The sequence below is a fragment of the Streptomyces sp. NPDC058685 genome (assembly GCF_042714725.1).
Lineage (GTDB): Bacteria > Actinomycetota > Actinomycetes > Streptomycetales > Streptomycetaceae > Streptomyces.
Genome location: NZ_JBHXSL010000067.1, coordinates 1 through 20,817 on the forward strand (window position 1 = coordinate 1; position 20,817 = coordinate 20,817).

At 71.8% G+C, this 20,817-nt stretch carries 16 protein-coding genes and 2 tRNA genes; 15 read left to right on the forward strand and 3 right to left on the reverse strand.

All coding sequences use genetic code 11. The features are described from left to right. Window positions 1–269: 269 nt before the first annotated feature. From ACFWU3_RS32885 to ACFWU3_RS32920, 8 genes are all read left to right on the forward strand, one after another. Window positions 270–1,448, forward strand: a complete 1,179-nt coding sequence (locus ACFWU3_RS32885) for an acyl-CoA dehydrogenase family protein (protein WP_384444774.1) — start codon at window positions 270–272, stop codon at window positions 1,446–1,448. Continuing rightward, entirely contained in the window at window positions 1,445–2,455 is a 1,011-nt protein-coding gene (locus ACFWU3_RS32890; RefSeq protein ID WP_384444730.1) for a bifunctional MaoC family dehydratase N-terminal/OB-fold nucleic acid binding domain-containing protein, read from the forward strand. The genes ACFWU3_RS32885 and ACFWU3_RS32890 overlap by 4 nt, the downstream gene beginning before the upstream one ends. A gap of 2 nt (window positions 2,456–2,457) precedes the next feature. Continuing rightward, window positions 2,458–3,555 carry an acyl-CoA dehydrogenase family protein gene (locus ACFWU3_RS32895; protein ID WP_384444732.1) on the forward strand — a complete coding sequence of 366 codons (1,098 nt, stop codon included), beginning with the start codon at window positions 2,458–2,460 and terminating at the stop codon, window positions 3,553–3,555. Then, window positions 3,552–3,947, forward strand: a complete 396-nt coding sequence (locus ACFWU3_RS32900; protein ID WP_384444734.1) for a MaoC/PaaZ C-terminal domain-containing protein — start codon at window positions 3,552–3,554, stop codon at window positions 3,945–3,947. The genes ACFWU3_RS32895 and ACFWU3_RS32900 overlap by 4 nt, the downstream gene beginning before the upstream one ends. Continuing rightward, window positions 3,944–5,110, forward strand: a complete 1,167-nt coding sequence (locus tag ACFWU3_RS32905; protein WP_384444736.1) for a lipid-transfer protein — start codon at window positions 3,944–3,946, stop codon at window positions 5,108–5,110. The genes ACFWU3_RS32900 and ACFWU3_RS32905 overlap by 4 nt, the downstream gene beginning before the upstream one ends. A gap of 52 nt (window positions 5,111–5,162) precedes the next feature. After that, window positions 5,163–6,179, forward strand: coding sequence for a DUF1906 domain-containing protein (locus ACFWU3_RS32910; RefSeq protein WP_384444738.1), 1,017 nt, complete (start codon window positions 5,163–5,165; stop codon window positions 6,177–6,179). 298 nt (window positions 6,180–6,477) lie between these two features. Then, a complete protein-coding gene (locus ACFWU3_RS32915) occupies window positions 6,478–7,062 on the forward strand; it encodes a SigE family RNA polymerase sigma factor (protein WP_352209563.1) in 585 nt (194 codons plus the stop codon). Window positions 7,063–7,179: 117 nt separating this feature from the next. Further along, window positions 7,180–8,826, forward strand: coding sequence for a long-chain fatty acid--CoA ligase (locus ACFWU3_RS32920; RefSeq protein WP_384444740.1), 1,647 nt, complete (start codon window positions 7,180–7,182; stop codon window positions 8,824–8,826). 117 nt (window positions 8,827–8,943) lie between these two features. Here ACFWU3_RS32920 and ACFWU3_RS32925 read toward each other — a convergent pair whose 3' ends face one another. Together ACFWU3_RS32925 and ACFWU3_RS32930 are read right to left on the reverse strand one after the other, a co-directional pair. Beyond that, window positions 8,944–12,777, reverse strand: coding sequence for a PAS domain-containing protein (locus ACFWU3_RS32925; RefSeq protein ID WP_384444742.1), 3,834 nt, complete (start codon window positions 12,775–12,777; stop codon window positions 8,944–8,946). A gap of 169 nt (window positions 12,778–12,946) precedes the next feature. Further along, window positions 12,947–13,393, reverse strand: coding sequence for an SSI family serine proteinase inhibitor (locus ACFWU3_RS32930; RefSeq protein WP_384444744.1), 447 nt, complete (start codon window positions 13,391–13,393; stop codon window positions 12,947–12,949). A gap of 254 nt (window positions 13,394–13,647) precedes the next feature. Here ACFWU3_RS32930 and ACFWU3_RS32935 point away from each other — a divergent pair. The 3 genes from ACFWU3_RS32935 (at window position 13,648) to ACFWU3_RS32945 (ending at window position 15,675) form a co-directional block, all read left to right on the forward strand. Beyond that, window positions 13,648–13,741: transfer RNA gene (locus ACFWU3_RS32935), tRNA-Ser, on the forward strand. 210 nt (window positions 13,742–13,951) lie between these two features. Next, window positions 13,952–14,024, forward strand: a tRNA-Arg gene (locus ACFWU3_RS32940). Between the two features lie 367 nt (window positions 14,025–14,391). Continuing rightward, window positions 14,392–15,675 carry a calcium-binding protein gene (locus ACFWU3_RS32945; RefSeq protein ID WP_384444746.1) on the forward strand — a complete coding sequence of 428 codons (1,284 nt, stop codon included), beginning with the start codon at window positions 14,392–14,394 and terminating at the stop codon, window positions 15,673–15,675. Between the two features lie 125 nt (window positions 15,676–15,800). Here the strand turns inward: ACFWU3_RS32945 and ACFWU3_RS32950 are convergent, their stop codons facing one another. After that, a complete protein-coding gene (locus tag ACFWU3_RS32950; protein WP_384444748.1) occupies window positions 15,801–16,721 on the reverse strand; it encodes a trypsin-like serine peptidase in 921 nt (306 codons plus the stop codon). A gap of 312 nt (window positions 16,722–17,033) precedes the next feature. Here ACFWU3_RS32950 and ACFWU3_RS32955 point away from each other — a divergent pair, with 312 nt between their 5' ends. The 4 genes from ACFWU3_RS32955 to ACFWU3_RS32970 all read left to right on the forward strand — a co-directional run bounded on the left by ACFWU3_RS32955 (window position 17,034) and on the right by ACFWU3_RS32970 (window position 20,811). After that, a complete protein-coding gene (locus tag ACFWU3_RS32955) occupies window positions 17,034–17,918 on the forward strand; it encodes an arginase family protein (RefSeq protein WP_384444750.1) in 885 nt (294 codons plus the stop codon). Between the two features lie 58 nt (window positions 17,919–17,976). Beyond that, window positions 17,977–18,849, forward strand: a complete 873-nt coding sequence (locus tag ACFWU3_RS32960; RefSeq protein ID WP_384444752.1) for a DUF2797 domain-containing protein — start codon at window positions 17,977–17,979, stop codon at window positions 18,847–18,849. Window positions 18,850–19,038: 189 nt separating this feature from the next. After that, window positions 19,039–19,974, forward strand: coding sequence for an amidohydrolase family protein (locus ACFWU3_RS32965; RefSeq protein WP_384444753.1), 936 nt, complete (start codon window positions 19,039–19,041; stop codon window positions 19,972–19,974). Window positions 19,975–20,073: 99 nt separating this feature from the next. Beyond that, window positions 20,074–20,811, forward strand: a complete 738-nt coding sequence (locus ACFWU3_RS32970) for a response regulator transcription factor (RefSeq protein ID WP_384444755.1) — start codon at window positions 20,074–20,076, stop codon at window positions 20,809–20,811. The last annotated feature ends 6 nt before the right edge of the window (window positions 20,812–20,817 follow it).

Consider the following 20,817-nt stretch of genomic DNA (forward strand, 5'->3'; position numbering starts at 1 on the left):
AAATGTTTCAGTCTACGACCTTGTTTAACTACACCACCGGGGGTTCCCGCCGGCCCGGGGGGGGGTTCCCTCCGGGGGTTCACCCCCCGCCTGAGCCATGCCACTTGGGTGCCGTCGCGCAGGCGGTTCGGCGTGGGCGTGGTTTCAGGGTCCGGTGCGGGGCCTCGCGCGATCGCGGGCGCGGTACGACCTTGACAGGGCGACCGTACCTGACGGACAGTCAGAAACCTCTGATCCCCCGCGATCCGTACGCCCGGGAGGCGGCCGCCGTGCACCTCGCCCCGACGGAGCGGCAGCAACAGCTGCGCGCCGAACTGCGCTCGTATTTCCAGGCGTTGATGCCGAACGGTCCGCCGCCCCCGGCGGACGCGGAGGCCCAGCGAGTCCTGCTGCGACGGATCGGCGCGGACGGCATGCTCGGCCTCGGCTGGCCCGTTGCCTACGGAGGCCAGGGCCGCGGCGCCGACGAGCAGTTCGTCTTCTTCGACGAGGCCCATCGCGCCGGCGCGCCGGTCTCGATGGTGACCCTCAACACCGTCGGACCGACCCTGATGAGGTTCGGTACCGAGCAGCAGAAATCGATCTTCCTGCCGGGCATCCTCAGCGGCGAGATCGTCTTCGCGATCGGCTACAGCGAGCCCGAGGCCGGGACCGACCTCGCCGCTCTGCGCACCCGTGCCGTCCGCGACGGCGACGCCTGGGTGATCGACGGCCAGAAGGTCTTCACGAGCAACGGCCAGAACGCCGACTGGATCTGGCTCGCCTGCCGCACGGACCCCTCCGCGCCCAAGCACAAGGGCATCTCGATCATCCTCGTGCCGACCGGCGCGCCCGGGTTCTCCTGGACACCCATCGAGACCGTGGGCGGTCAGACCACGACGTCCACGTACTACGACGGTGTCCGGGTGCCCGCGGCGCACCTGGTCGGCGAGGAGAACGGCGGCTGGGGGCTGATCACCAACCAGCTCAACCACGAGCGGGTGGCGCTCGCCGCGATCGGGATGCAGGCCGAGGACTTCTTCGCGGCGGCTCTGGAGCGGGCCCGTACACCCGATCCGGTGAGCGGCAGGCGCCGTATTGACGAGCCCTGGGTCCAGTTCCGGGCTGCCGAAGCGCACGCCCGGCTGGCGGCAACGCGCCTGCTCAACTGGCGTTTGGTGGGCGATGTGGAGGCAGGCGGTCCGGCCCCGGGCGACGCGAGCGGGGTGAAGTTCGCGGGAACCGAATCGGCGGTCGAGGTGTATCGAATGTGCCAGGAAATCGCGGGGGAGGCCGGACTGGTCCGGGCCGGATCGCCCGGGGCTCTCGGCACAGGCGCTCCGGGGGACGGGGAGCTGGAGCGGATGAACAGGGCGGCGCAGATCAACACCTTCGGGGGAGGGGTGAGCGAGGTGCAGCGGGAGATCGTCGCGACGATGCGGCTCGGCATGACGAGGGGGCGGCGGTGACGGACACGGACGTGCCGGGGCTGTACGAGCGGCTGAAGGGGTACGAGGGCAGGGCGACCACGACGGGCGGAGCCGGCAAGGACCTGGTCAACGAGCCGATGATCAGGCACTGGTGCGAGGCGATGGGGGACACCAACCCTGCGTACCGGGGGCCGGAGGCGGTGGCACCGCCGACGATGCTCCAGGCGTGGACGATGGGCGGGCTCTCGGGACACACGGCGCATTCGACGGTGCACGACGAGCTGTTCGGCCTGCTCGACGACGCCGGGTACACCTCGATCGTCGCGACCGACTGCGAGCAGGAGTATCTGCGGCCGCTACGGCCGGGCGACCGGATCACCTTCGACGGTGCGATCGACTCGGTGTCGGAGCGCAAGACGACGAAGCTCGGGACGGGTCACTTCATCACGACCCGGATGGACGTCCGGGCGAACGGCGAGCTCGCCGGTACGCACCGCTTCAGGATCCTCAAATACGCGCCGGCCGCCCGAAAGCCGAAGGTCAGGCGGCCGAGGCCGGTGATCAACAGGGACAACGCCGGATTCTGGGACGGGGTCGCGGAGCACCGACTGCTGATCCAGCGCTGCACCGGCTGCGACACCCTGCGATTTCCCTGGCTTCCGGGGTGCCATGCCTGCGGTTCGGACCGGTGGGACACGGTCGAGGCGAGCGGTGTCGGGACGGTCTACTCGTATGTGGTGATGCACCACCCGGTGTTCCCCGGCTTCGCGGCGCCCGATCAGCACGGCGACACGACAGGGCCGTATGCGGTGGGGCTGATCGAGCTCGCGGAAGGCGTGCGGATGGTCAGCAATGTGACCGGGGTGCCGTACGACAAGGTGCGCATCGGTATGCCCGTGGAGCTGGAGTTCCTGCGGGTGGACGAGGAGTTGGAGCTGCCGGTCTTCCGCGGCACGGGAGCGGGCGCCGACAGGGGTGCCGATACGGGTACGGCAGGCGGCTCGGACACGGCCAGCGGCTCGGACACGGCCGGGGGTGAGGGCTGACCATGGACTTCACACCCACGGAGGAGCAGACCGCCGCACGGGAGCTGGCGGCCAGGATCTTCGCTGATCTGTCCACCCCCGACCGGCTCGCCGCGGCCGGCACCGGGACGGATGCCGAGTTGTGGAAAGCCCTGTGCGCGGCGGGACTCATCGCCGCAGTGGAGGACATCGGCCTGCTGGGACTGGTGCTGTTGCTGGAGGAACAGGGCCGGACGACGGCGCAGGTGCCGTTCGCGGCGACCTGTTCCTACGGTCTGCTCCCCCTCCTCGCGCACGGCACGGACGAGCAGCGCGAGCGGCTGCTGCCCGGGCTGCGGGACGGGACGGTGGTGGCGACGGGAGCGGTCACCGAACCCGCTGCGGTGCGGGCCCTCGGCGGCCCGTCTGCCGGTGCCGCCGGCCGGGCGGACGGACATCTGACCGGGACCGTCGGCTGGGTGCCCTGGCTGCGGGATGCCACACATGTGCTGGTCGCGGACGAGGACCGGCTCCTGTGGTGGGTGCGGGCCGCCGACGCGGAGACCGAGCCGGTGCACACCACCGCGCCCTGGTCGGCCGCGCGGCTCGTCCTGGACGGCACCCCGGCGCAGCGTGTCGGAGCCCCGGGCGCGCATCGCGAAGGCACCCGGCACCTCGGCGACACGAGGCCGTATGAGCAGGTGCTGACCGCGAGCCGTATCGCCTTCGCCGGGCTGCAGGCGGGTGTGTGCGCCGGGTCGCTCGCCCGCGCCGTCGAACACACCACCACCCGCGAGCAGTTCGGCCGTCCACTCTCCACCAACCAGGGTGTGCTGCTCCGCGCCGCGGACGCCCATATGGACACCGAGGCCATCCGCGTCACGGCCTACGAGGCCGCCTGGCGGTACGACGAGGGACTGCCGTGTGCGACCCACGCGCTCACGGCGGCCTGGTGGGCGTCCGAGGCAGGAAAGCGCGTCGTGCACGCGGGCCAGCATCTCCACGGAGGCATCGGCGCCGATGTGGACCACCCCGTCCACCGGCACTTCCTCTGGGGACGGCAGCTCGACGCGTACCAGGGGTGCGGCAGCGAAGTGCTGGCGGAGCTCGGAGCGATGCTCGCGAAGGAGGGAGCCCAGTGAAGGCCGGTGACGAACTGCCGCCGCTGGAGATCGAGATCACCCGCACCCTGATCGTCGCCGGCGCCGTGGCCTCGCGTGACTACCAGGACGTGCACCACGACGCCGAACTGGCGAAGGAGAGGGGCTCCCCCGACATCTTCATGAACATCCTGACGACCAACGGCCTCGTCGGGCGCTACATCACGGACCGGCTCGGCGGGCGTGCTGTTCTCCGCAAGGTGGCCATCCGGCTGGGCGCGCCCAACTATCCGGGAGACACCATGGTGCTGCGCGGCACGATCACCTCCGTCACCGGCGACACCGCCGAGGTCCGGGTCGTCGGTGCCAACGACATCGGCACCCATGTCACCGGCACGGTGACGGTGACCCTTCCGCCGGAGGGCGCCGTATGAGCATCCGCCGCAGGGACGAACTCGGCGGGCGGGCCGCCGTCGTGGGCATCGGGGCGACCGAGTTCTCCAAGGACTCGGGGCGCAGTGAACTGAAGCTGGCCGTCGAGGCGGTCCACGCGGCTCTCGACGACGCCGGCCTCTCCCCCGCCGACGTCGACGGCCTCGTCACCTTCACGATGGACACCAGCCCCGAGATCACCGTCGCCCAGGCGGCAGGTATCGGAGAGCTGTCCTTCTTCTCCCGTGTCCACTACGGCGGCGGCGCGGCCTGCGCCACCGTTCAGCAGGCCGCTCTCGCCGTGGCGACGGGCATCGCCGAAGTCGTGGTCTGCTACCGCGCGTTCAACGAACGGTCGGGGCGGCGGTTCGGCGCGGGTGTGCAGCACCGGGAGCCGTCGGCCGAGGGCGCGGCGCTCGGCTGGAACCTGCCGTTCGGGCTGCTCACCCCCGCGTCCTGGGTGGCCATGGCGGCCCAGCGCTATCTGCACACCTACGGGCTGACCCCCGAGGCCTTCGGTCATGTCGCCGTCACCGACCGCCGCCATGCCGCCCGCAACCCGGCGGCGTATTTCTACGGGAAGCCGATCACCCTCGACGACCACGCCGCCTCGCGCTGGATCGTCGAGCCGCTGCGGCTCCTGGACTGCTGTCAGGAGACCGACGGCGGTCAGGCGATCGTGGTGACCAGCGCGGAGCGGGCCCGCGATCTGCCGCAACGCCCCGCGGTCGTCGTCGCCGCCGCGCAGGGCGCAGGCCGGGCGCAGGAGCAGATGACCAGCTTCTACCGCGACGACCTCACCGGACTGCCCGAGATGGGAGTGGTCGCCCGGCAGCTGTGGCGGACCTCGGGCCTGACGCCCCAGGACATCGACGTCGGGATCATCTACGACCACTTCACTCCCTTCGTGCTGATGCAGCTCGAGGAGTTCGGGTTCTGCGGACCGGGTGAGGCGGCGGAGTTCGTCGCGGCGGACGCGCTGCCGCTCAACACCCACGGCGGGCAGCTCGGGGAGGCCTATCTGCACGGGATGAACGGGATCGCGGAGGCGGTCCGCCAGATACGGGGCACCTCGGTGAACCAGATACCGGACGCGGCCAGAGCCCTGGTCACCGCGGGCACTGGCGTTCCCACATCCGGGTTGATCCTGGGCGCGGACGGCTGAGCGAGCGGGCTGAGCGGTGGCCCGGCCGCTCCGCCCGCCGTTCACTCGGCACATGCGCCTACGGAAATGCGCCGCCGCCGTCGCTCTCGCACTGACCGCCCTGCTCGGTCTGCTGCTGACACCGGAACCCGAGCGGTCCACGCCCAGGGACACGGCGTACGCATCCGCGGTCGATGCCCCGTCAGGCGACGGCGCCCGCGCGGCGCAGCGCCCCACCGACAGAAGGGCCGACACCAACGCGGACATCACCACCAACGGCATCGCCCGGCCGAACAGCAACGCCGACGCTCCGGCTGAGGGTTCCGGCGCCATCGTGGACACGACCGCGGACACCGCCCTGACCTTCCGGGGCCTGGCATTCGACACCTGCCAGGCACCACCCCTGACCGCGATGCAGGCCTGGCGCACGTCGTCCCCCTACGGCGCGGTCGGTGTGTCCTACGCAGGCCGTGGCCGCCGCTGCCCGCAGCAGCCCCAGCTCTCACGGGACTGGGTCGCCGCGGTACACGGGATGGGCTGGCGGGTGCTACCCGTGTTCGCCGGCTCGCAGTCCCCCTGCGTCCGGGACGAGCGCAGACGGACCGCCGTCATCGGCGCGAGCCCGGGCGTCGAGGGTCAGCAAGAGGGCAACGAGGCGGTGGAGCGCGCCTGGGCGCTCGGCATGGCCAGGGGCAGCGCCCTCTATCTCGACCTGGAGGCGTACGACGTGGACGACGTGGCGTGCGCCCGCGCCACGCTCGACTTCGCCCGTGCGTGGAACCGCGAGGTACGGCGCCGGGGCTATGTGCCCGGCTTCCACAGCACCGCCGACGCGGGGGTGCTGCACATGGAGCGCGCCCGGCTGGCCGGCACGGGCGACCTGCCCTCCGCCATGTGGTTCGCCCGCCGGAGCGCCCAGCCCGCCCTGTACGAGGACCTGTACGACGAGCAGGTCCTGAACCCGTACGCCTGGCGGCCGAAGCGGCGGATCCTCCAGTACGACGGCGGCGTCAGCGAGAGCCACGGCGGCCACAGCCTGACCGTCGGCCGGAGCATGGCGGACGCTCCCGTGGCGCGCATCCGCCCGTGAGCGACCCGCCCAAGGCCCGAGCCCAAGGCTCTGGCGACCCAAACCCAAGCTCCGACGGACCCGAGCCCAAGGCCCGAGCGACCCGCGGCCGTCGGTGGAGTGACCCGTGGCGCGGCCGCCGAGACCTGTCTCCGCCCCCGCGGAAGGGCGTCTTCCCCTGACCCGAGGGCGCACTGCCCCTGAGGGTCTCCTCCACCTTCAGGAGGTGAGGCCGGCACCAGCCGTACAACCTGAGGCGGACATGGCTTCGGGACCTGTGGCCGATCCGCTGAGTAGCACCCGCTCCTAGCGTGGACCTATGACCACGCCAGTCTGCACAAGCGTCTCGAGGCCCGCCGTGCCGGTGCCTCCGTCGTACGGCGCCGGCCCACGGCATGCGCCCCATGCTCGCTATTCGTCGTTCTCGTCGTACGTACGGGCGCGGGGGCCCGTGCTGCTGCGTACCGCCCGCTCGCTCACGGCGAATCCGAGCGACGCCGAGGACCTGCTGCAGACCGCGCTCACGAAGACCTACGTCGCGTGGGAGCGGATCGAGGACCACCGGGCGCTCGACGGCTATGTCCGCCGCGCCCTGCTCAACACCCGTACCTCGCAGTGGCGCAAGCGCAAGGTGGACGAGTTCGCCTGCGAGGAACTCCCGGAGCCGGAGACCGTGCCGACGGCGGACCCGGCCGAGCAGCAGGTGCTGCACGACGCCATGTGGCGCGCGGTGATGAAGCTGCCGGACCGTCAGCGCGCGATGGTCGTCCTGCGGTACTACGAGGATCTCAGCGAGGCCCAGACAGCCGAGGTGCTCGGGGTGTCCGTCGGGACGGTCAAGAGCGCGGTGTCACGGGCGCTGAGCAAGCTCCGCGAGGACCCGGAGCTGTCGCCCGTGCGCTGAACGACACCGTCCGTGGCCAGTTCCCCTACCCGGGGGTAGTGACATACCGCGCGGTACGTGAGCAGAATCTTCCCACTCTTACTGCCACGTAGCGCTAGCGCCCACCGGGAGGACGCCGTGCTGAGCACCATGCAGGACGTACCGCTGACTGTGACCCGCATCCTGCACCACGGGATGACGATCCATGGCACGTCGCAGATCACCACCTGGACCGGAGACGCCGAGCCGCAGCGGCGCAGCTTCGCGGAGGTGGGCCGCCGTGCGACACAGCTGGCCAACGCGCTCCGTGACGAGCTGGGGGTCGACGGAGACCAGCGGATCGCCACCCTGATGTGGAACAACGCCGAGCACGTCGAGGCGTACTTCGCCATCCCCTCCATGGGTGCCGTACTGCACACGCTCAATCTCCGCCTCCCCGCCGAGCAGCTGGTGTGGATCGTCAACCACGCCGCCGACCGGGCCGTCATCGTCAACGGCTCCCTGCTCCCGCTGCTCGCCCCGCTCCTTCCGCACCTGCCCACGATCGAGCACATCGTGGTCTCCGGCCCCGGCGACCGCGGTCTGCTCGCCGAGACCGACGCGACGGTGCACGAGTACGAGGACCTGATCGCGGACCGGCCGACCACGTTCGACTGGCCCGAGCTGGACGAGCGGACCGCCGCCGCCATGTGCTACACCTCCGGCACCACGGGCGACCCCAAGGGGGTCGTCTACTCCCACCGCTCGATCTACCTCCACTCGATGCAGGTCAACATGGCCGAGTCGATGGGGCTGACCGCGCGGGACACCACGCTCGTCGTGGTCCCGCAGTTCCATGTGAACGCCTGGGGCCTGCCGCACGCCACCTTCATGACCGGCATCAACATGCTGATGCCGGACCGGTTCCTTCAGCCCGGACCGATCGCGGACATGATCGAGCGCGAGAGGCCCTCGCACGCGGCGGCCGTCCCCACCATCTGGCAGGGGCTCCTCGCCGAAGTCACCGCCAACCCCCGCGACCTGACCTCGATGACGCAGGTCACCATCGGCGGCGCGGCCTGTCCGCCGGCCCTGATGGAGGCGTACGACAAGCTCGGCGTACGGCTCTGTCACGCCTGGGGCATGACGGAGACCTCCCCGCTCGGCACGATGTCGCACCCGCCGGCCGGTCTGACCGCGGAGGAGGAGTGGCCGTACCGCATCACCCAGGGCCGCTTCCCCACCGGCGTCGAAGCCCGGCTGGTCGGCCCCGTCGGCGAGATCCTGCCGTGGGACGGCGAATCAGCCGGTGAACTGGAGGTCCGGGGCGCCTGGATCGCGGGCTCGTACTACGGAGGCGCGGGCGGCGAGGACTTCAAGCCCGAGGACAAGTTCAGCGAGGACGGCTGGCTGAAGACGGGTGACGTCGGTCTCATCAGCCCTGACGGCTACCTCACGCTCACCGACCGGGCCAAGGACGTCATCAAGTCCGGCGGCGAGTGGATCTCGAGCGTCGACCTGGAGAACGCGCTCATGGCCCACCCGGAGGTCGCCGAGGCCGCGGTGGTCGCGGTGCCCGACGACAAGTGGGGCGAGCGCCCGCTGGCGACGGTCGTCCTCAAGGAGGGCTCGACGGCGGACTACGAGTCGCTGAAGGCGTTCCTCGCGGAGAAGGTCGCCAAGTGGCAGCTGCCCGAGCGCTGGGCGGTGATCCCCTCGGTCCCGAAGACGAGCGTCGGCAAGTTCGACAAGAAGGTGATCCGCAAGCAGTACGCGGACGGTGAGCTGGACGTCACCCAGTTCTGACCGTGTTCTGAACCATCACGCGAAGGGGGCGGTGTTTCACGTGAAACACCGCCCCCGACGCATCAGTTGACGCTCCCGGCCAAAGCCCCCGGCAAACGGCGTGAGTTCGTACCGCCGTCAGTTCGTACCGATCTTCGCGAGCAGGTCGACGATCCGGGACTGGACCTCGTTGCTGGTGGAGCGCTCCGCGAGGAAGAGCACCGTCTCGCCCGACGAGAGCCGCGGCAGCTCGGCCCGGTCGAGGCCCGCCGAGGTGTAGACGACCAGGGGCGTCCGGTTCAGCCGGCCGTTCGCCCGCAGCCAGTCGATGATCCCGGCCCGGCGGCGGCGCACCTGCATCAGGTCCATCACCACGAGGTTCGGCCGCATCTGGGTCGCGAGGGTGACGGCGTCCGTGTCCGCAGCGGCCCGCGCGACCTGCATCCCGCGCCGCTCCAGCGTCGCGGTGAGCGCCAGCGCGATCTCCTCGTGCTCCTCGATCAGCAGCACGCGTGACGGGTGCTGTTCGCTGTCCCGGGGCGCCAGCGCCTTCAGCAGGATGGCCGGGTCGGCCCCGTAGGCCGCCTCCCGTGTCGCCTGCCCCAGTCCGGCCGTCACCAGGACGGGGACCTCCGCGGCCACCGCGGCCTGGCGCAGCGACTGCAGCGCCGTCCGGGTGATCGGCCCGGTCAGCGGATCGACGAACAGGGCCGCGGGGAACGCGGCGATCTGTGCGTCGACCTCTTCGCGGGAGTGCACGACGACGGGACGGTAGCCCCGGTCGCTCAGGGCCTGCTGGGTCGAGACGTCCGGCGCCGGCCACACCAGCAGCCGGCGCGGGTTGTCGAGCGGCTCCGGGGGCAGCTCGTCGTCGACGGGCTGCGGCTGCGGCCGGTTGGCCACTTCCACCGCGCCTCCGGGACCGTCCAGGGGCTCCGGGCCCTCCGCGCCCTCGAGGGGTGCGCCTATGGCGTACGACCGGCCCTCGGAGCGCTCTGCGGGGAGCAGCGATCCGTTCTGCGCCGGCGTCTGGCCCTGGGTCTGCGACTGTCCCTGAGGCTGGGCCGGCGCCTGGGCCGGGGCGGTCTGCGTCTGCGGATGCGGGCGGGCGGCGTTCGCGGCCGGCTCCGGGTGCTCCCCCTGCGCGGACCGTGTCCCCAGCTTGCGACGGCGTCCGGCGCCGAGCGTCTGGTTCTGCTTCTCGGCGATCTGCTGCGAGAACGGCACACCCTGTCCGAGTGTGCGGACGCTGAATGCCCGGCCCTGTGAGGCGTCCGCCGGGACCGGTGCCTCCGCGGGCAGCGGCTGGGCGACGCGCGCCTGCGCGGGCCGTGTCGCCTGCTGCTGCTCGGCGGCGGGCTCCTCGAACGCGGGCATCGGCAGGGCGACGGATCCGGTGCCCTGCGAGGTCGCGGCACCCGACTGCGCAGGCGCCGCTTCGTCCTGCGTCGCGGCGTGCTGACCGCTCGCACCGTCGTCGGTGGCGCGCGGGTCGATCTCGCCGTTGTCCGGCACGTCGTCGCCCCACCCGGGCGGGGCGTCCGGCATCGCACCCTGGGCGGGCGCCTGCGTCTGCGGCCGCGCGCGCCGCCGCCCCGTCGGGGTGGGGTGCTGCTGCGGCGGCGTGTGATGGTCGGTACCCGGCTCCGTACGGACGGAGTCGTGCCGGCCCGGCAGCGAGGCGTCCGCCTCACCCGCGGTCGGCGGGATGCGGTCGGCCTCGGCGGGCGGCAGCGCGAACGGCGTGCGCGGTGCTTCCGGCTCGGCCGGAGCGGTCGCCAGTGCCCTCCGGGCCCGGCGGCCGGACGGGCGCGCCTCGATCGCGGTCGAAGCGGAGGCGGCGGGGGCGGAGGGAGCCGCGGGCAGCTCCGGCATCGCACCGTGGCGCGCGCGCCGGCCCGAACCGGGCCCGTCGACGGAGACACCCTGCGGCGGCACCGTCTCGCCGAGCGCGGCGCGATTCGACTGGGCGGCGCCCTCCGCGGCGGTCACCACGGAGCCCTCGGTCGGCCTGCCGCCACCCGCGGCTACGGCGACCGACTCCTCGGCAGGGCTCGGCCGGCCGCGCCGGCGACCCGTTCCGCCACCGCCCGCGTGGGCGGCATGGCCGCCGCCCGAGTCCTGGGCCGGGATCAGTTCCTGCTGCGGCTGTTCCCCGTGCGCGCGACGCCGCCCTGTCGGCGGCGCGGCCACCGGGTCCTCCATCGCGACGGGGCTCTCCAGGAACGCGTCCGTGGAAGCCCGCCGCGCACGCCGCCGTCCACCGCCCGACGTGCCGGGGGAGGGCTGCGGCTCCGGAGGCGTCTGCTGCTCCGGCAGTGCCAGCATCGCGCCGTGCTCCGGCGGTGCCACGGTCCCCGAGCCCTCGCCCAGCGGAAGTTCCAGGACGTAGGCGCTGCCGCTCATGCCCGGGACCTCGTGCGTCTGGAGCACGCCTCCGTGCGCCCGCACGATGCCCCGCACGATCGGCGCGTGCACCGGGTCTCCCCCGGCGAACGGCCCCCGCACCTCGATCCGTACGACGTCACCGCGCTGCGCGGCCGCCACCACGATCGTCGAGTCCACATACCCGCCGCCGGGCATCAGCTTCGCCTTGCCGGTCGAGTCGACCCCGGCCACGTCCGCCACCAGGTGCGCGAGCGCCGTCGCCAGCCGTCCGGCGTCCACCTCGGCCTCGATCGGCGGAGCGTGCACCGCGAACTGCGCCCGCCCCGGGCCGATCAGCTCGACGGCGCCCTCGACGCCGGCCGCGACGACCGCGTCGAGCAGCACCGGGATCTTGTAGAGCTGTTCCGCACCTGTGTCGAGCCGCTGGTAGCCCAGGACGTTGTCGACAAGGGTCGTCATCCGGGCATAACCGGCGGCCAGGTGGTGCAGGATCTGGTTGGCCTCGGGCCACAACTGCCCCGCCGGGTCGGCGGCCAGGGTCGCCAGTTCGGAACGGAGCTCCTCCAGCGGCCCGCGCAGCGACTCGCCGAGCACGGCGTTCAGCTGGTCATGGCGGGCGGCGAGCTCGGTGTACTGCTCGTCCCGGCTCTCGATCTCCGCGGTGTAGCGGTCCGCGCGGTCGGCCAGCTCGGCCGTGAACCGTTCGGTGGTCTCCTCCAGCTCCTTGCCGAGCCGCTCGGTCGTCTCCGTGAGTTCGGACTTGTGCTGCTGGCTCAGCTCCTCGTACGGACGGCGGTCGGTGAAGGTCATCACCGCGCCGACGAGCTGGTCGCCGTCCCGCACCGGCGCGGTCGTCAGATCGACCGGCACCTGCGAGCCGTTCTTCGCCCACAGCACCTGTCCGCGCACCCGGTGCTTGCGCCCGGACTTGAGCGTGTCGGCGAGCGCCGACTCCTCGTAAGGGAAGGGCTCGCCGTCCCCGCGCGAGTGCAGGATCAGCGGGTGCAGCTCCTTGCCGCCGAGGTCGCTCGCCCGGAATCCGAGGATCTGCGCTGCGGCCGGATTGACCAGGACGACGCGTCCGTCGGTGTCCGTACCGACCACACCCTCGGCCGCGGCACGCAGGATCATCTCGGTCTGCCGCTGCGAACGCGCCAGCTCGGCCTCGGTGTCCATCGTTCCGGACAGGTCCCGCACGACGAGCATCAGCAGCTCGTCGCCGGTGTAGCCGCTGTACGAGTCGTACGCCTCGCGTCCGTCCTCGAGGCTCGCGCTGGTCACCTCGACGGGGAACTCGCTGCCGTCCGTGCGCCGCGCCACCATCCGCGTGGGCTTGGTCCGGCCGCGCTCGTCCGCCGCCTCGGGGCGCCGCATCGAGCCGGGGATCAGCCGCGAGTCGAAGGCGGGCAGCAGATCGAGCAGCCCGCGACCGACGAGTGCGGTACCGGGCGTCTCGAAGAGTTCGAGGGCGATGGTGTTGGCGTTGACGACCGTGCCGTTGCAGTTGACGAGCACGAGGCCGTCCGGAAGGGCGTCGAGTATGGCTGCGAGGCGAGCAGCGCCTCGGGATGGCCTGCTGCTCACGACGACGGTTCCTCCCTGACCTACTGCATATTGCGGACGGCCGGTCCCATCTTGCCCCTCGGGCTTCAGCCTGTCACTGAAGGGAGTCTAAAGGCAGGCGAGGGGGCCGGGGCGGCGGATGAGGGGGAGCTCTCACCAAGGTTGTGTGCACATGCGGTACCGCCGGGCGCTATGACCTGGTGTTCGGCAGCACGGGCTCCATCGTGCGCCACCGTGAGATTTCGCAGCCGTTCGCCCGGTTGAACATGGCGTCCACCCTCTGTCCCTGCCATGTGCCGGTGACCCGGGCGGTCGCCGGCCCCCCGGACTGCATCGTGCACATCTGGTCCTCGGGAACGGGCGCGAACGGATTACGCCCCTCCTTCGCGAGCTCGTCCAGCCGCGTGCACGCCTTGGCGGCCGCGGGGTGGGTGCCGCCGGCCGGGTCGCACGTCAGCTCGTAGGTGCCGTCCGTCCGGGTGTTCCCGGTGTCGGAGACGATCACGGTCAGCCGGTCGGGGTCGGGTGCCGACAGCAGCGGCAACGGGAACGGCAGAGGGGTCGCTCCCGCGGCGGATACGGCGCCTGCCAGCGCGGCGGCGGTCGCGGTTGCGGTGAGGACGAGGCGGCGCAGCATGGGTGCTCCTGGATCCGGGAGTGAGGGACCGTGCGGGGCGCGGATGCCCCGGCATCTCTAACGCTCCGTGCGCCCCGGCGTTGCGCAACCGGACCGAGCCGCCCGGACTACGGACGCTCCGCCGGGCCGACGGGCCCGGCGGCCCGTGCTTTGCCCTCCGGCCTGCGGGCCTAGTACCGTGGACGGCGATTGGTGACACCCCGCTCGGCTGTGTCATCATCTGCACGCACCACTCGCGCCCGCGTGAGTGTGCTGGAGGCGTCGCCTAGTCCGGTCTATGGCGCCGCACTGCTAATGCGGTTTGGGTCTTAAAGCCCATCGAGGGTTCAAATCCCTCCGCCTCCGCCAGTTGATCACCGAAGCCCCGGCCCGCAGGCCGGGGCTTCGGTCGTCCTCGGCGGGCTGTGCGCCTTCGGGCGTACGTGCGGGGATCCTTGGCCGCTGGGGCACTGTTTTCGCAGGTCAGCTGGGGTGTGCTTAACGGATTTCACCTCACGGCGCGGGTCATGTAATGTTGTTCCCGCAACGCCGACCAGGCAGAAAAGCCCGGAACGCCAAGCACTCGTAGCTTAACGGATAGAGCATCTGACTACGGATCAGAAGGTTGCAGGTTCGAATCCTGCCGAGTGCACATTGCTCAAAGCCCCCTCGGGATCACTCCGGAGGGGGCTTTGTCGTGCCGTACAGCAGCGAAGTACAGCAAGGGCGATCCGAGAGTGCCGCAGGATCCGCTGTCACCTTCCGGTGAACCTCGAGGCCGACCAGGAGAGAACTGCACGGGCCTCGTGTCCGTGGTGTACACGCCAACGGATCACAGGACCGAGTTCGGGGTCGGGCAGCGTCTGGTCGGTGGATTGCGGGCGGTATGACGGTGTGTCTGTACGACCACACAGGGGGCGTGTGGCTTGATCGTCGGGCGGTCCCGGCAGGGGCCTGAACATCAACCGACGTCCGTGGCGTGTGCTGAGTGCCGCGCTCTTTGCCGAGGAGTCCCCATCGTGAGACGGACCCTGCAACATGCCATGCTCCAGCGACGTGGCGCCGGAGTCGCGGGTGAGCGGAGGCGCCCGGCCAGGCGTGCTGCGGTCCTGCTCGCCACGGTGGCACTGCCGGCGGCACTGGTCGTGCCCACGGCCACGCCCGCTGCTGCGGCGCCCGTGACCGTCACCTTCAACGCAGGCGCCAACCAGCCCTTCACCGTCCCGTCCGGCGTCACCCAACTGACCGTCACCGCCACCGGCGCCGCAGGACAAAACGGGCCTGTCGGCGGCGCAGGAGGCAACGGCGCCACCGTCACCGGCACCGTCACCGTGCCGCCGAGCACCACCACCCTCTATGTCAACGTCGGCACGGGTGGGGGCGCCGGCGGCGGATCGGCGGGGTTCACGGGCGGTGCCGGCGGCGGGTCCAGCGATGTCCGCAGCTGCAGCTCGGCCGGCCCCGGCTGCACCCTGACCGGCGTCCCCGGCACCGACCCCCGCCTTATCGTCGCGGGCGGCGGAGGCGGCGGAGGAAGCGGCTTCTCCCCCACTTACCTCAACCCGGAGGCCACCGGCGGAGACGCCGGAATCACCGGGGGTGCCGGCGGCAGCAGAACGAACAGCGGCCAGGGCGGCGGCGGTGGAACCCAGACCGCCGGCGGCACAGCCGGAGCGGCATGCCCTGCCGTCGGTACATCCGGCACTCCGGGCACAGGCGGTGCGGGCGGCGACGGCGGAGGCGGCATCGGGGCCGGCGGAGGCGGGGGCGGCTGGTTCGGTGGAGGCGGCGGCGGAGGCTGCAACCGTATTGATTTTCCTCCCGCTTACGGTCCCGGTGGCGGCGGTGGTGCGTCGAACCGTGTCCCCACGGGTGGTACCTCCGGACCCGCCGCGGGGCCGGCTCAGGTGACCATCACCTACGAGCCGGCTCCGCCGGCGCCCCCCACCTGCGCGACCGCCACGGCCACCATCACCGGTACCAACGGCAACAACATCCTGGTCGGCACTCCTGGCAATGACGTGATCTTCGCTCTCGGCGGCAACGATGTGGTCGACGGCCGCGGTGGCAACGACATCATCTGCGGCGGTGACGGCAACGACGTGCTGTCCGGCGGTGACGGGAACGACCGCGTCGAAGGCGGCAACGGCGCCGACAACCTGAACGGCAACAACGGCAACGACGCCCTCTTCGGCGGTCCCGGCAGCGACGCGCTCTTCGGTGGCCCCGGCACCAACACCAACGACGGCGGCCCCGGCATCAACGCCTGCTTCAACCCCTCCACGGGACCCGGCTGCTTCTGACCCCGCCCCACACGCCCCCGACTTGATCGACGAACATCAGAAACGGGCCCCAGCACATCCGGCGCGGACGTGAGAGGCCCCCGGAGACGATCCCGGGGCCTCTCACGTCTGCGCAGAGAACCGTGTCAGGCGCGCTGGGCCCGGTCGTACACCTTCTTCGCCAGGGCGCCCATGATCTCTGCCTGCATCTCGGTCGGTGTCAGGGAGTCCAGTGAGCTGTTGACCGAGACCAGGACGCCCTTGCCGGTGGTGGCGTTGAAGTCGGCCAGCCACGGGCCGCCGCTGGAGCCGCCGGTCAGGTCGCAGGAGATGGCCTGAAGGCCGTGCTTCTTCTTCGGCTTGCCGACGCAGCGGAGGAGCTCCTCGCCGCGCTGGGGGCGGGTGGCCGAGTAGCCGAAGGCGGAGATCGTGCCGCCGACGGCACGGTTGAAGGCGATGGCCTGGCCGCCCACGACGTCGGTGAGCTTGCGGCCCTTCTTGTCGGGGTCGACCACCAGCGTGGACAGGTCGTCGGTGGAGTCCGTCTCCCAGGTGCGCGGGGTCATGGCCGAGCGGACCGCGAACGCGCCGTACGGCTGCTTGCCCTTGCCGTAGGCGGGGACGAACACCATGTCGGTGTTGGTGTTGACCGGAGACGAGCCGCGTCGCACGCAGTGGGCCGCGGTCATCACGGCGGAGCGGTTGGCGCTCTTCACCGCCGTGGCCGTGCACCAGGTGTCGGCGCCGGACGCGTTGACGAAGAAGAGCCGCCCCACGGTCTTCAGCGTGGTGCCCCGCCACGGCTTGGCCTTCGGGCCGGTCGGGCCGAGGTCCACGGACTTGCCGACGGCCTTGATACGGGCGGGTGTCCAGTAGGCGAGGGCCGTGCGGCGTTCCTTGGCGGTGTACGACAGGACGGAGACCGGGTCGGGCGCGGCCGCACGGGTCTGGCCGGCGGCGGCGGTCGCCGTGGCCGGGGCGACGAGGGCGAGAGCCGTACCGGCGACGGCGAGCACCGTGGCCCGGCTGCGAAGGCGCCGGATCATGGAAGGGGAGGTCGTGGGCATCGCGGATGTCTCCTCGGTCGGTGCGGGCAGCGGACGCGGGACGTCGGTCCGCACGGCAAGACCGGGGAATCCGCCGGTTCGGTTGGCGCTGTCGATGATCTGTGACACATGTGTGTGGATCCGCGCCCGGGCGGCGGTGATCCGCCACCCACCGTTCGTACAAGGGGAGTTGACGGCGGGAGCGAGGTGTTCGCCCTCCGGCGGGACCGCCGCCGGAGGGGCAGGGAGAGCCACCCTGCGGCGACCGCCCCTGTCCGGTAGCGTCCGAAGGGGGCCTTGTGCACCGCTGGGTGTCCGACAGAAGGAGCCGGGATGCGCCGGATGGTCGTCGTCGAAGCCCCCTCCGTGCTCGGGCTGCGGCCCTCCGGGGTGGAGGACTTGTCCGCGGCGCTGATCGGGGCCGGTCTGGCCGAGCGGCTGGGGGCCGTCCACGGCGGGCGGGTCGAGGCGCCGGCGTATGTGGCCCGGCGGGACCCCGCGAGCGGGGTACTCAACGCGGCCGCGATCGCTCGGTACTCGGGCGAGCTGGCCGACGTCGTCGCAGAAGCGCTCGATCAGGGGGACTTCCCCGTCGTCCTCGGCGGCGACTGTTCGATCCTCCTCGGCAACCTCCTCGCGCTGCGGCGGCGCGGCCGGTACGGGCTGCTGTTCCTCGACGGGCACACCGACTTCTACCAGCCGGCCGCGGAACCCAACGGAGAGGCCGCGTCCATGGAGCTCGCGCTCGCCACCGGCCGCGGGCCCGACGTACTCACCGACCTGGAAGGGCTCCGGCCGCTCGTGCGGGACGAGGATGTCGTGGCCCTCGGGTTCCGCGACACCGAGGAGTCCACGGACGCCGGGATGCAGCCGCTGCCTCCGGAGATGCACGCCGTCGGTCTCGATGCCGTGCGGGCGGCCGGCGCCGAGGAGGCGGCCCGGGAGGCGGTCGGACGGCTCGGGGAGTACTGGGTGCATCTCGATGTGGACGTTCTCGACGACGCCGTCATGCCGGCCGTCGACTACCGCATCCCCGGGGGCCTGAGCTGGGCGGAACTGGAGAGCGTGCTCGGGATCGCGCTCGGTGACGAGCGTGCCGTCGGGTTCGACGTCACGATCTTCAACCCACGCCTCGACCCCGAAGGCCTGATCACGGCCCGGCTCGTCGAATGTCTGCACCGCGGGCTCTCCGCGCGGATCGGCCGGAACTCGGCCTAGACCCGGGGCCTGTGTCAGTGCTCTCGGGTAACCTCCGCGTTTTCGGCCGGAGGTGCGTATGGCATGGCGGTGCTCCGGGCTCGGCTGGCCGCGCGGGGCGCGGATGGCCGTGCTCCGGTGGGACGGCGGGCGGGTCAGTCCGCTGACTGCCGGCAAGACGCTCGGGTTCCGTGCCGAAGGGGTCCGGCAGTGCGTCGGGGCGCGTGGCAACGCCTGCCCGCTGCGGGCCGTCGTGCCGGGACGGGCCACCCACGCGCGATGCCCGGAGTGTGCACGGCTGGATCGCGCGCACTCGGTGGCGGCCGACACCATCGCCGACGACCCCCGGACGTACCGCGTCTATCTGGCCTGGTTCGGGCCCGGGATGATCAAGGTCGGCATCACCGCCGAGGAGCGTGAGTCCGCGCGGCTGCTGGAGCAGGGCGCCGTCGTCTTCAGCTGGCTCGGGCGGGGGCCGCTGATGGCGGCACGGCGGACGGAGGAGCTGCTGCGCAGCGCGCTGGGGGTCCCGGACAGGATTCCGTACGCCCACAAGAGGGCCGTGCGGTACGAGCTGCCCGGCCCCGCCGAGCGCGCCGCGGAGATCGAGGACCTGCACGGGCGGGCGCTCGCGCTCAACGGGTGGGCCGAGTCGCTGGAGCGGCTGGAGTTCCTGGCCGTCGACCACGCCGAGGTGTTCGGGCTCGGCCGGCTGACGGCGCCGGGGGCGGTCGTGCGGGAGCTGACCGACGGCGGGGCCGTCGCCGGCACGCTGCTCGCGGCCGCCGGGCCCGATCTGCATCTGCGGACGGCGGAGAACGAACTCGTCGTCCTCGACACCCGGTTGATGACGGGGTGGTCGCTCATCGGGGCCGACCCGGCTGCGGGGGTGTCCGTGCCGACGGCCGACGCCAACGCGGGGGGCGGGGCCGTGCAGGACGGGTTGTTCTGACGCGTGGCGTACCGGTGCCGGACGGGATGATCAACGCGGGCCGGGGCCTCCCGGAGGGCTCGCCGCACCATCGGCCCTCGTGATTCGGAGTGATTCGGACGGCCCGGCCGTCATGAACCGGATCACGTTCCGGTCCCGTACGCCGAAGCCGGTGGACACCCCACGGGCCGGCGTCCGAAGGTGGGCGTCATGACCGACAAGCCCCTCAGCGACCAGGCCACGGAGGCCGCGGACGTACGCGCGTTCTGGACCCGGCTCGGGCTTCCCGGCCTCGTCGACGTCCACACCCACTTCATGCCGGAACGGGTCCTGGCCAAGGTGTGGGCGTACTTCGACGCCGTGGGGCCCATGACGGGCCTGGAGTGGCCCATCACCTACCGGCACGAGGAGGAGCAACGGGTCGCGCTGCTGCGTGGGTTCGGGGTGCGCGCCTTCACCTCGATGCTCTATCCGCACAAGGCCGGCATGGCGGCCTGGCTCAACGGCTGGGCCGCCGACTTCGCCGCCCGGACGCCGGACTGCCTCCACACCGCGACCTTCTTCCCGGAGGAGGGCGTCGAGCACGACGTCCGCGAGGCCCTCGACCGCGGCGCGCGGATCTTCAAGTCGCACCTCCAGGTCGGCGCGTACGACCCCAACGATCCCCTGCTCGATCCGGTGTGGGGACTGCTCGCCGAGGCGGGCGTGCCCGTGGTGATGCACTGCGGCTCCGGGCCCGTGCCCGGCAAGCACACCGGGCCCGAACCGGTCGGCCGGCTGCTCGCGCGGCATCCGCGACTGCCGCTCGTCGTCGCGCACATGGGCATGCCCGAGTACGGCGACTTCCTCGATCTCGCCGAGCGCCACCCGCACGTACGGCTGGACACGACCATGGCCTTCACGGACTTCAGCGAGCGCCTGGCCCCCTTCCCCCAGCAGCAGAAGGCGCGGCTCGCGGACCTCGGCGACCGGATCGTGCTCGGCACGGACTTCCCCAACATCCCCTATCCGTACGTCCATCAGCTCCGGGCCCTCGAGGAGCTCGGGCTCGGGGACGACTGGCTGCGCGCCGTCTGCCACGACAACGGCGTCCGGCTCTTCGCGTCCGGCGGGCCCTGGGAAGACGCGGTCGCTGAGGCGCCCTGAGGCGGTTCCTGAGAAGAAGGTCCCCGAGGAGCCCCGGTTCTCAGGCAATTCACAGAAAGGCGCAAGAGCCTTTTCACGGCCGGGTCGCAGGCTGACCGCATGACCGCGACCACGCCTCAGGGGCGTACCGAACTGCTCAGGCCGGACGGCAGCCCCGTCCGGGTCCTCGTCGTCGACGACGAGACCGCGCTGAGCGAGCTGCTGTCGATGGCCCTGCGCTACGAGGGCTGGGAGGTGCGCAGCGCGGGCGACGGCGCGGGCGCTGTCCGGTCGGCGCGCGACTTCCGGCCCGACGCCGTCGTGCTGGACGTGATGCTGCCCGACATGGACGGGCTCGCGGTCCTCGGGCGCCTGCGGCGTGACATGCCCGAGGTGCCGGTGCTCTTCCTGACCGCCCGGGACGCCGTCGAGGACCGGATCGCCGGTCTCACGGCGGGCGGCGACGACTATGTGACCAAGCCCTTCTCGCTGGAGGAGGTCGTGGCCAGGCTGCGCGGACTGATCCGGCGCTCCGGGACGGCGGCCGTGCGCAGCGCGTCGCTGCTGGCGGTCGGGGATCTCACCCTGGACGAGGACAGCCACGAGGTCTGGCGGGCCGGTGACGCGATCCATCTGACGGCGACGGAGTTCGAGCTGTTGCGCTATCTGATGCGCAACCCGCGGCGCGTGCTCAGCAAGGCGCAGATCCTCGACCGGGTGTGGTCGTACGACTTCGGCGGCCAGGCCAACGTCGTCGAGCTGTACGTCTCCTATCTGCGCAAGAAGATCGACGCCGGGCGGCCGCCGATGATCCACACCCGGCGCGGAGCCGGGTATCTGATCAAGCCCGGCGACTAGTGCGGA

What these genes read in the sequence shown, in the direction of transcription:
- ACFWU3_RS32915 (WP_352209563.1), top strand. Translation starts at nt 6,478, where the DNA reads ATGACCACGCCAGTCTGCACAAGCGTCTCGAGGCCCGCCGTGCCGGTG.
- ACFWU3_RS32970 (WP_384444755.1), top strand. Translation starts at nt 20,074, where the DNA reads ATGACCGCGACCACGCCTCAGGGGCGTACCGAACTGCTCAGGCCGGAC.
- ACFWU3_RS32905 (WP_384444736.1), top strand. Translation starts at nt 3,944, where the DNA reads ATGAGCATCCGCCGCAGGGACGAACTCGGCGGGCGGGCCGCCGTCGTG.
- ACFWU3_RS32930 (WP_384444744.1), bottom strand. Translation starts at nt 13,393, where the DNA reads ATGCTGCGCCGCCTCGTCCTCACCGCAACCGCGACCGCCGCCGCGCTG.
- ACFWU3_RS32895 (WP_384444732.1), top strand. Translation starts at nt 2,458, where the DNA reads ATGGACTTCACACCCACGGAGGAGCAGACCGCCGCACGGGAGCTGGCG.
- ACFWU3_RS32965 (WP_384444753.1), top strand. Translation starts at nt 19,039, where the DNA reads ATGACCGACAAGCCCCTCAGCGACCAGGCCACGGAGGCCGCGGACGTA.
- ACFWU3_RS32955 (WP_384444750.1), top strand. Translation starts at nt 17,034, where the DNA reads ATGCGCCGGATGGTCGTCGTCGAAGCCCCCTCCGTGCTCGGGCTGCGG.
- ACFWU3_RS32950 (WP_384444748.1), bottom strand. Translation starts at nt 16,721, where the DNA reads ATGCCCACGACCTCCCCTTCCATGATCCGGCGCCTTCGCAGCCGGGCC.
- ACFWU3_RS32910 (WP_384444738.1), top strand. Translation starts at nt 5,163, where the DNA reads ATGCGCCTACGGAAATGCGCCGCCGCCGTCGCTCTCGCACTGACCGCC.
- ACFWU3_RS32960 (WP_384444752.1), top strand. Translation starts at nt 17,977, where the DNA reads ATGGCATGGCGGTGCTCCGGGCTCGGCTGGCCGCGCGGGGCGCGGATG.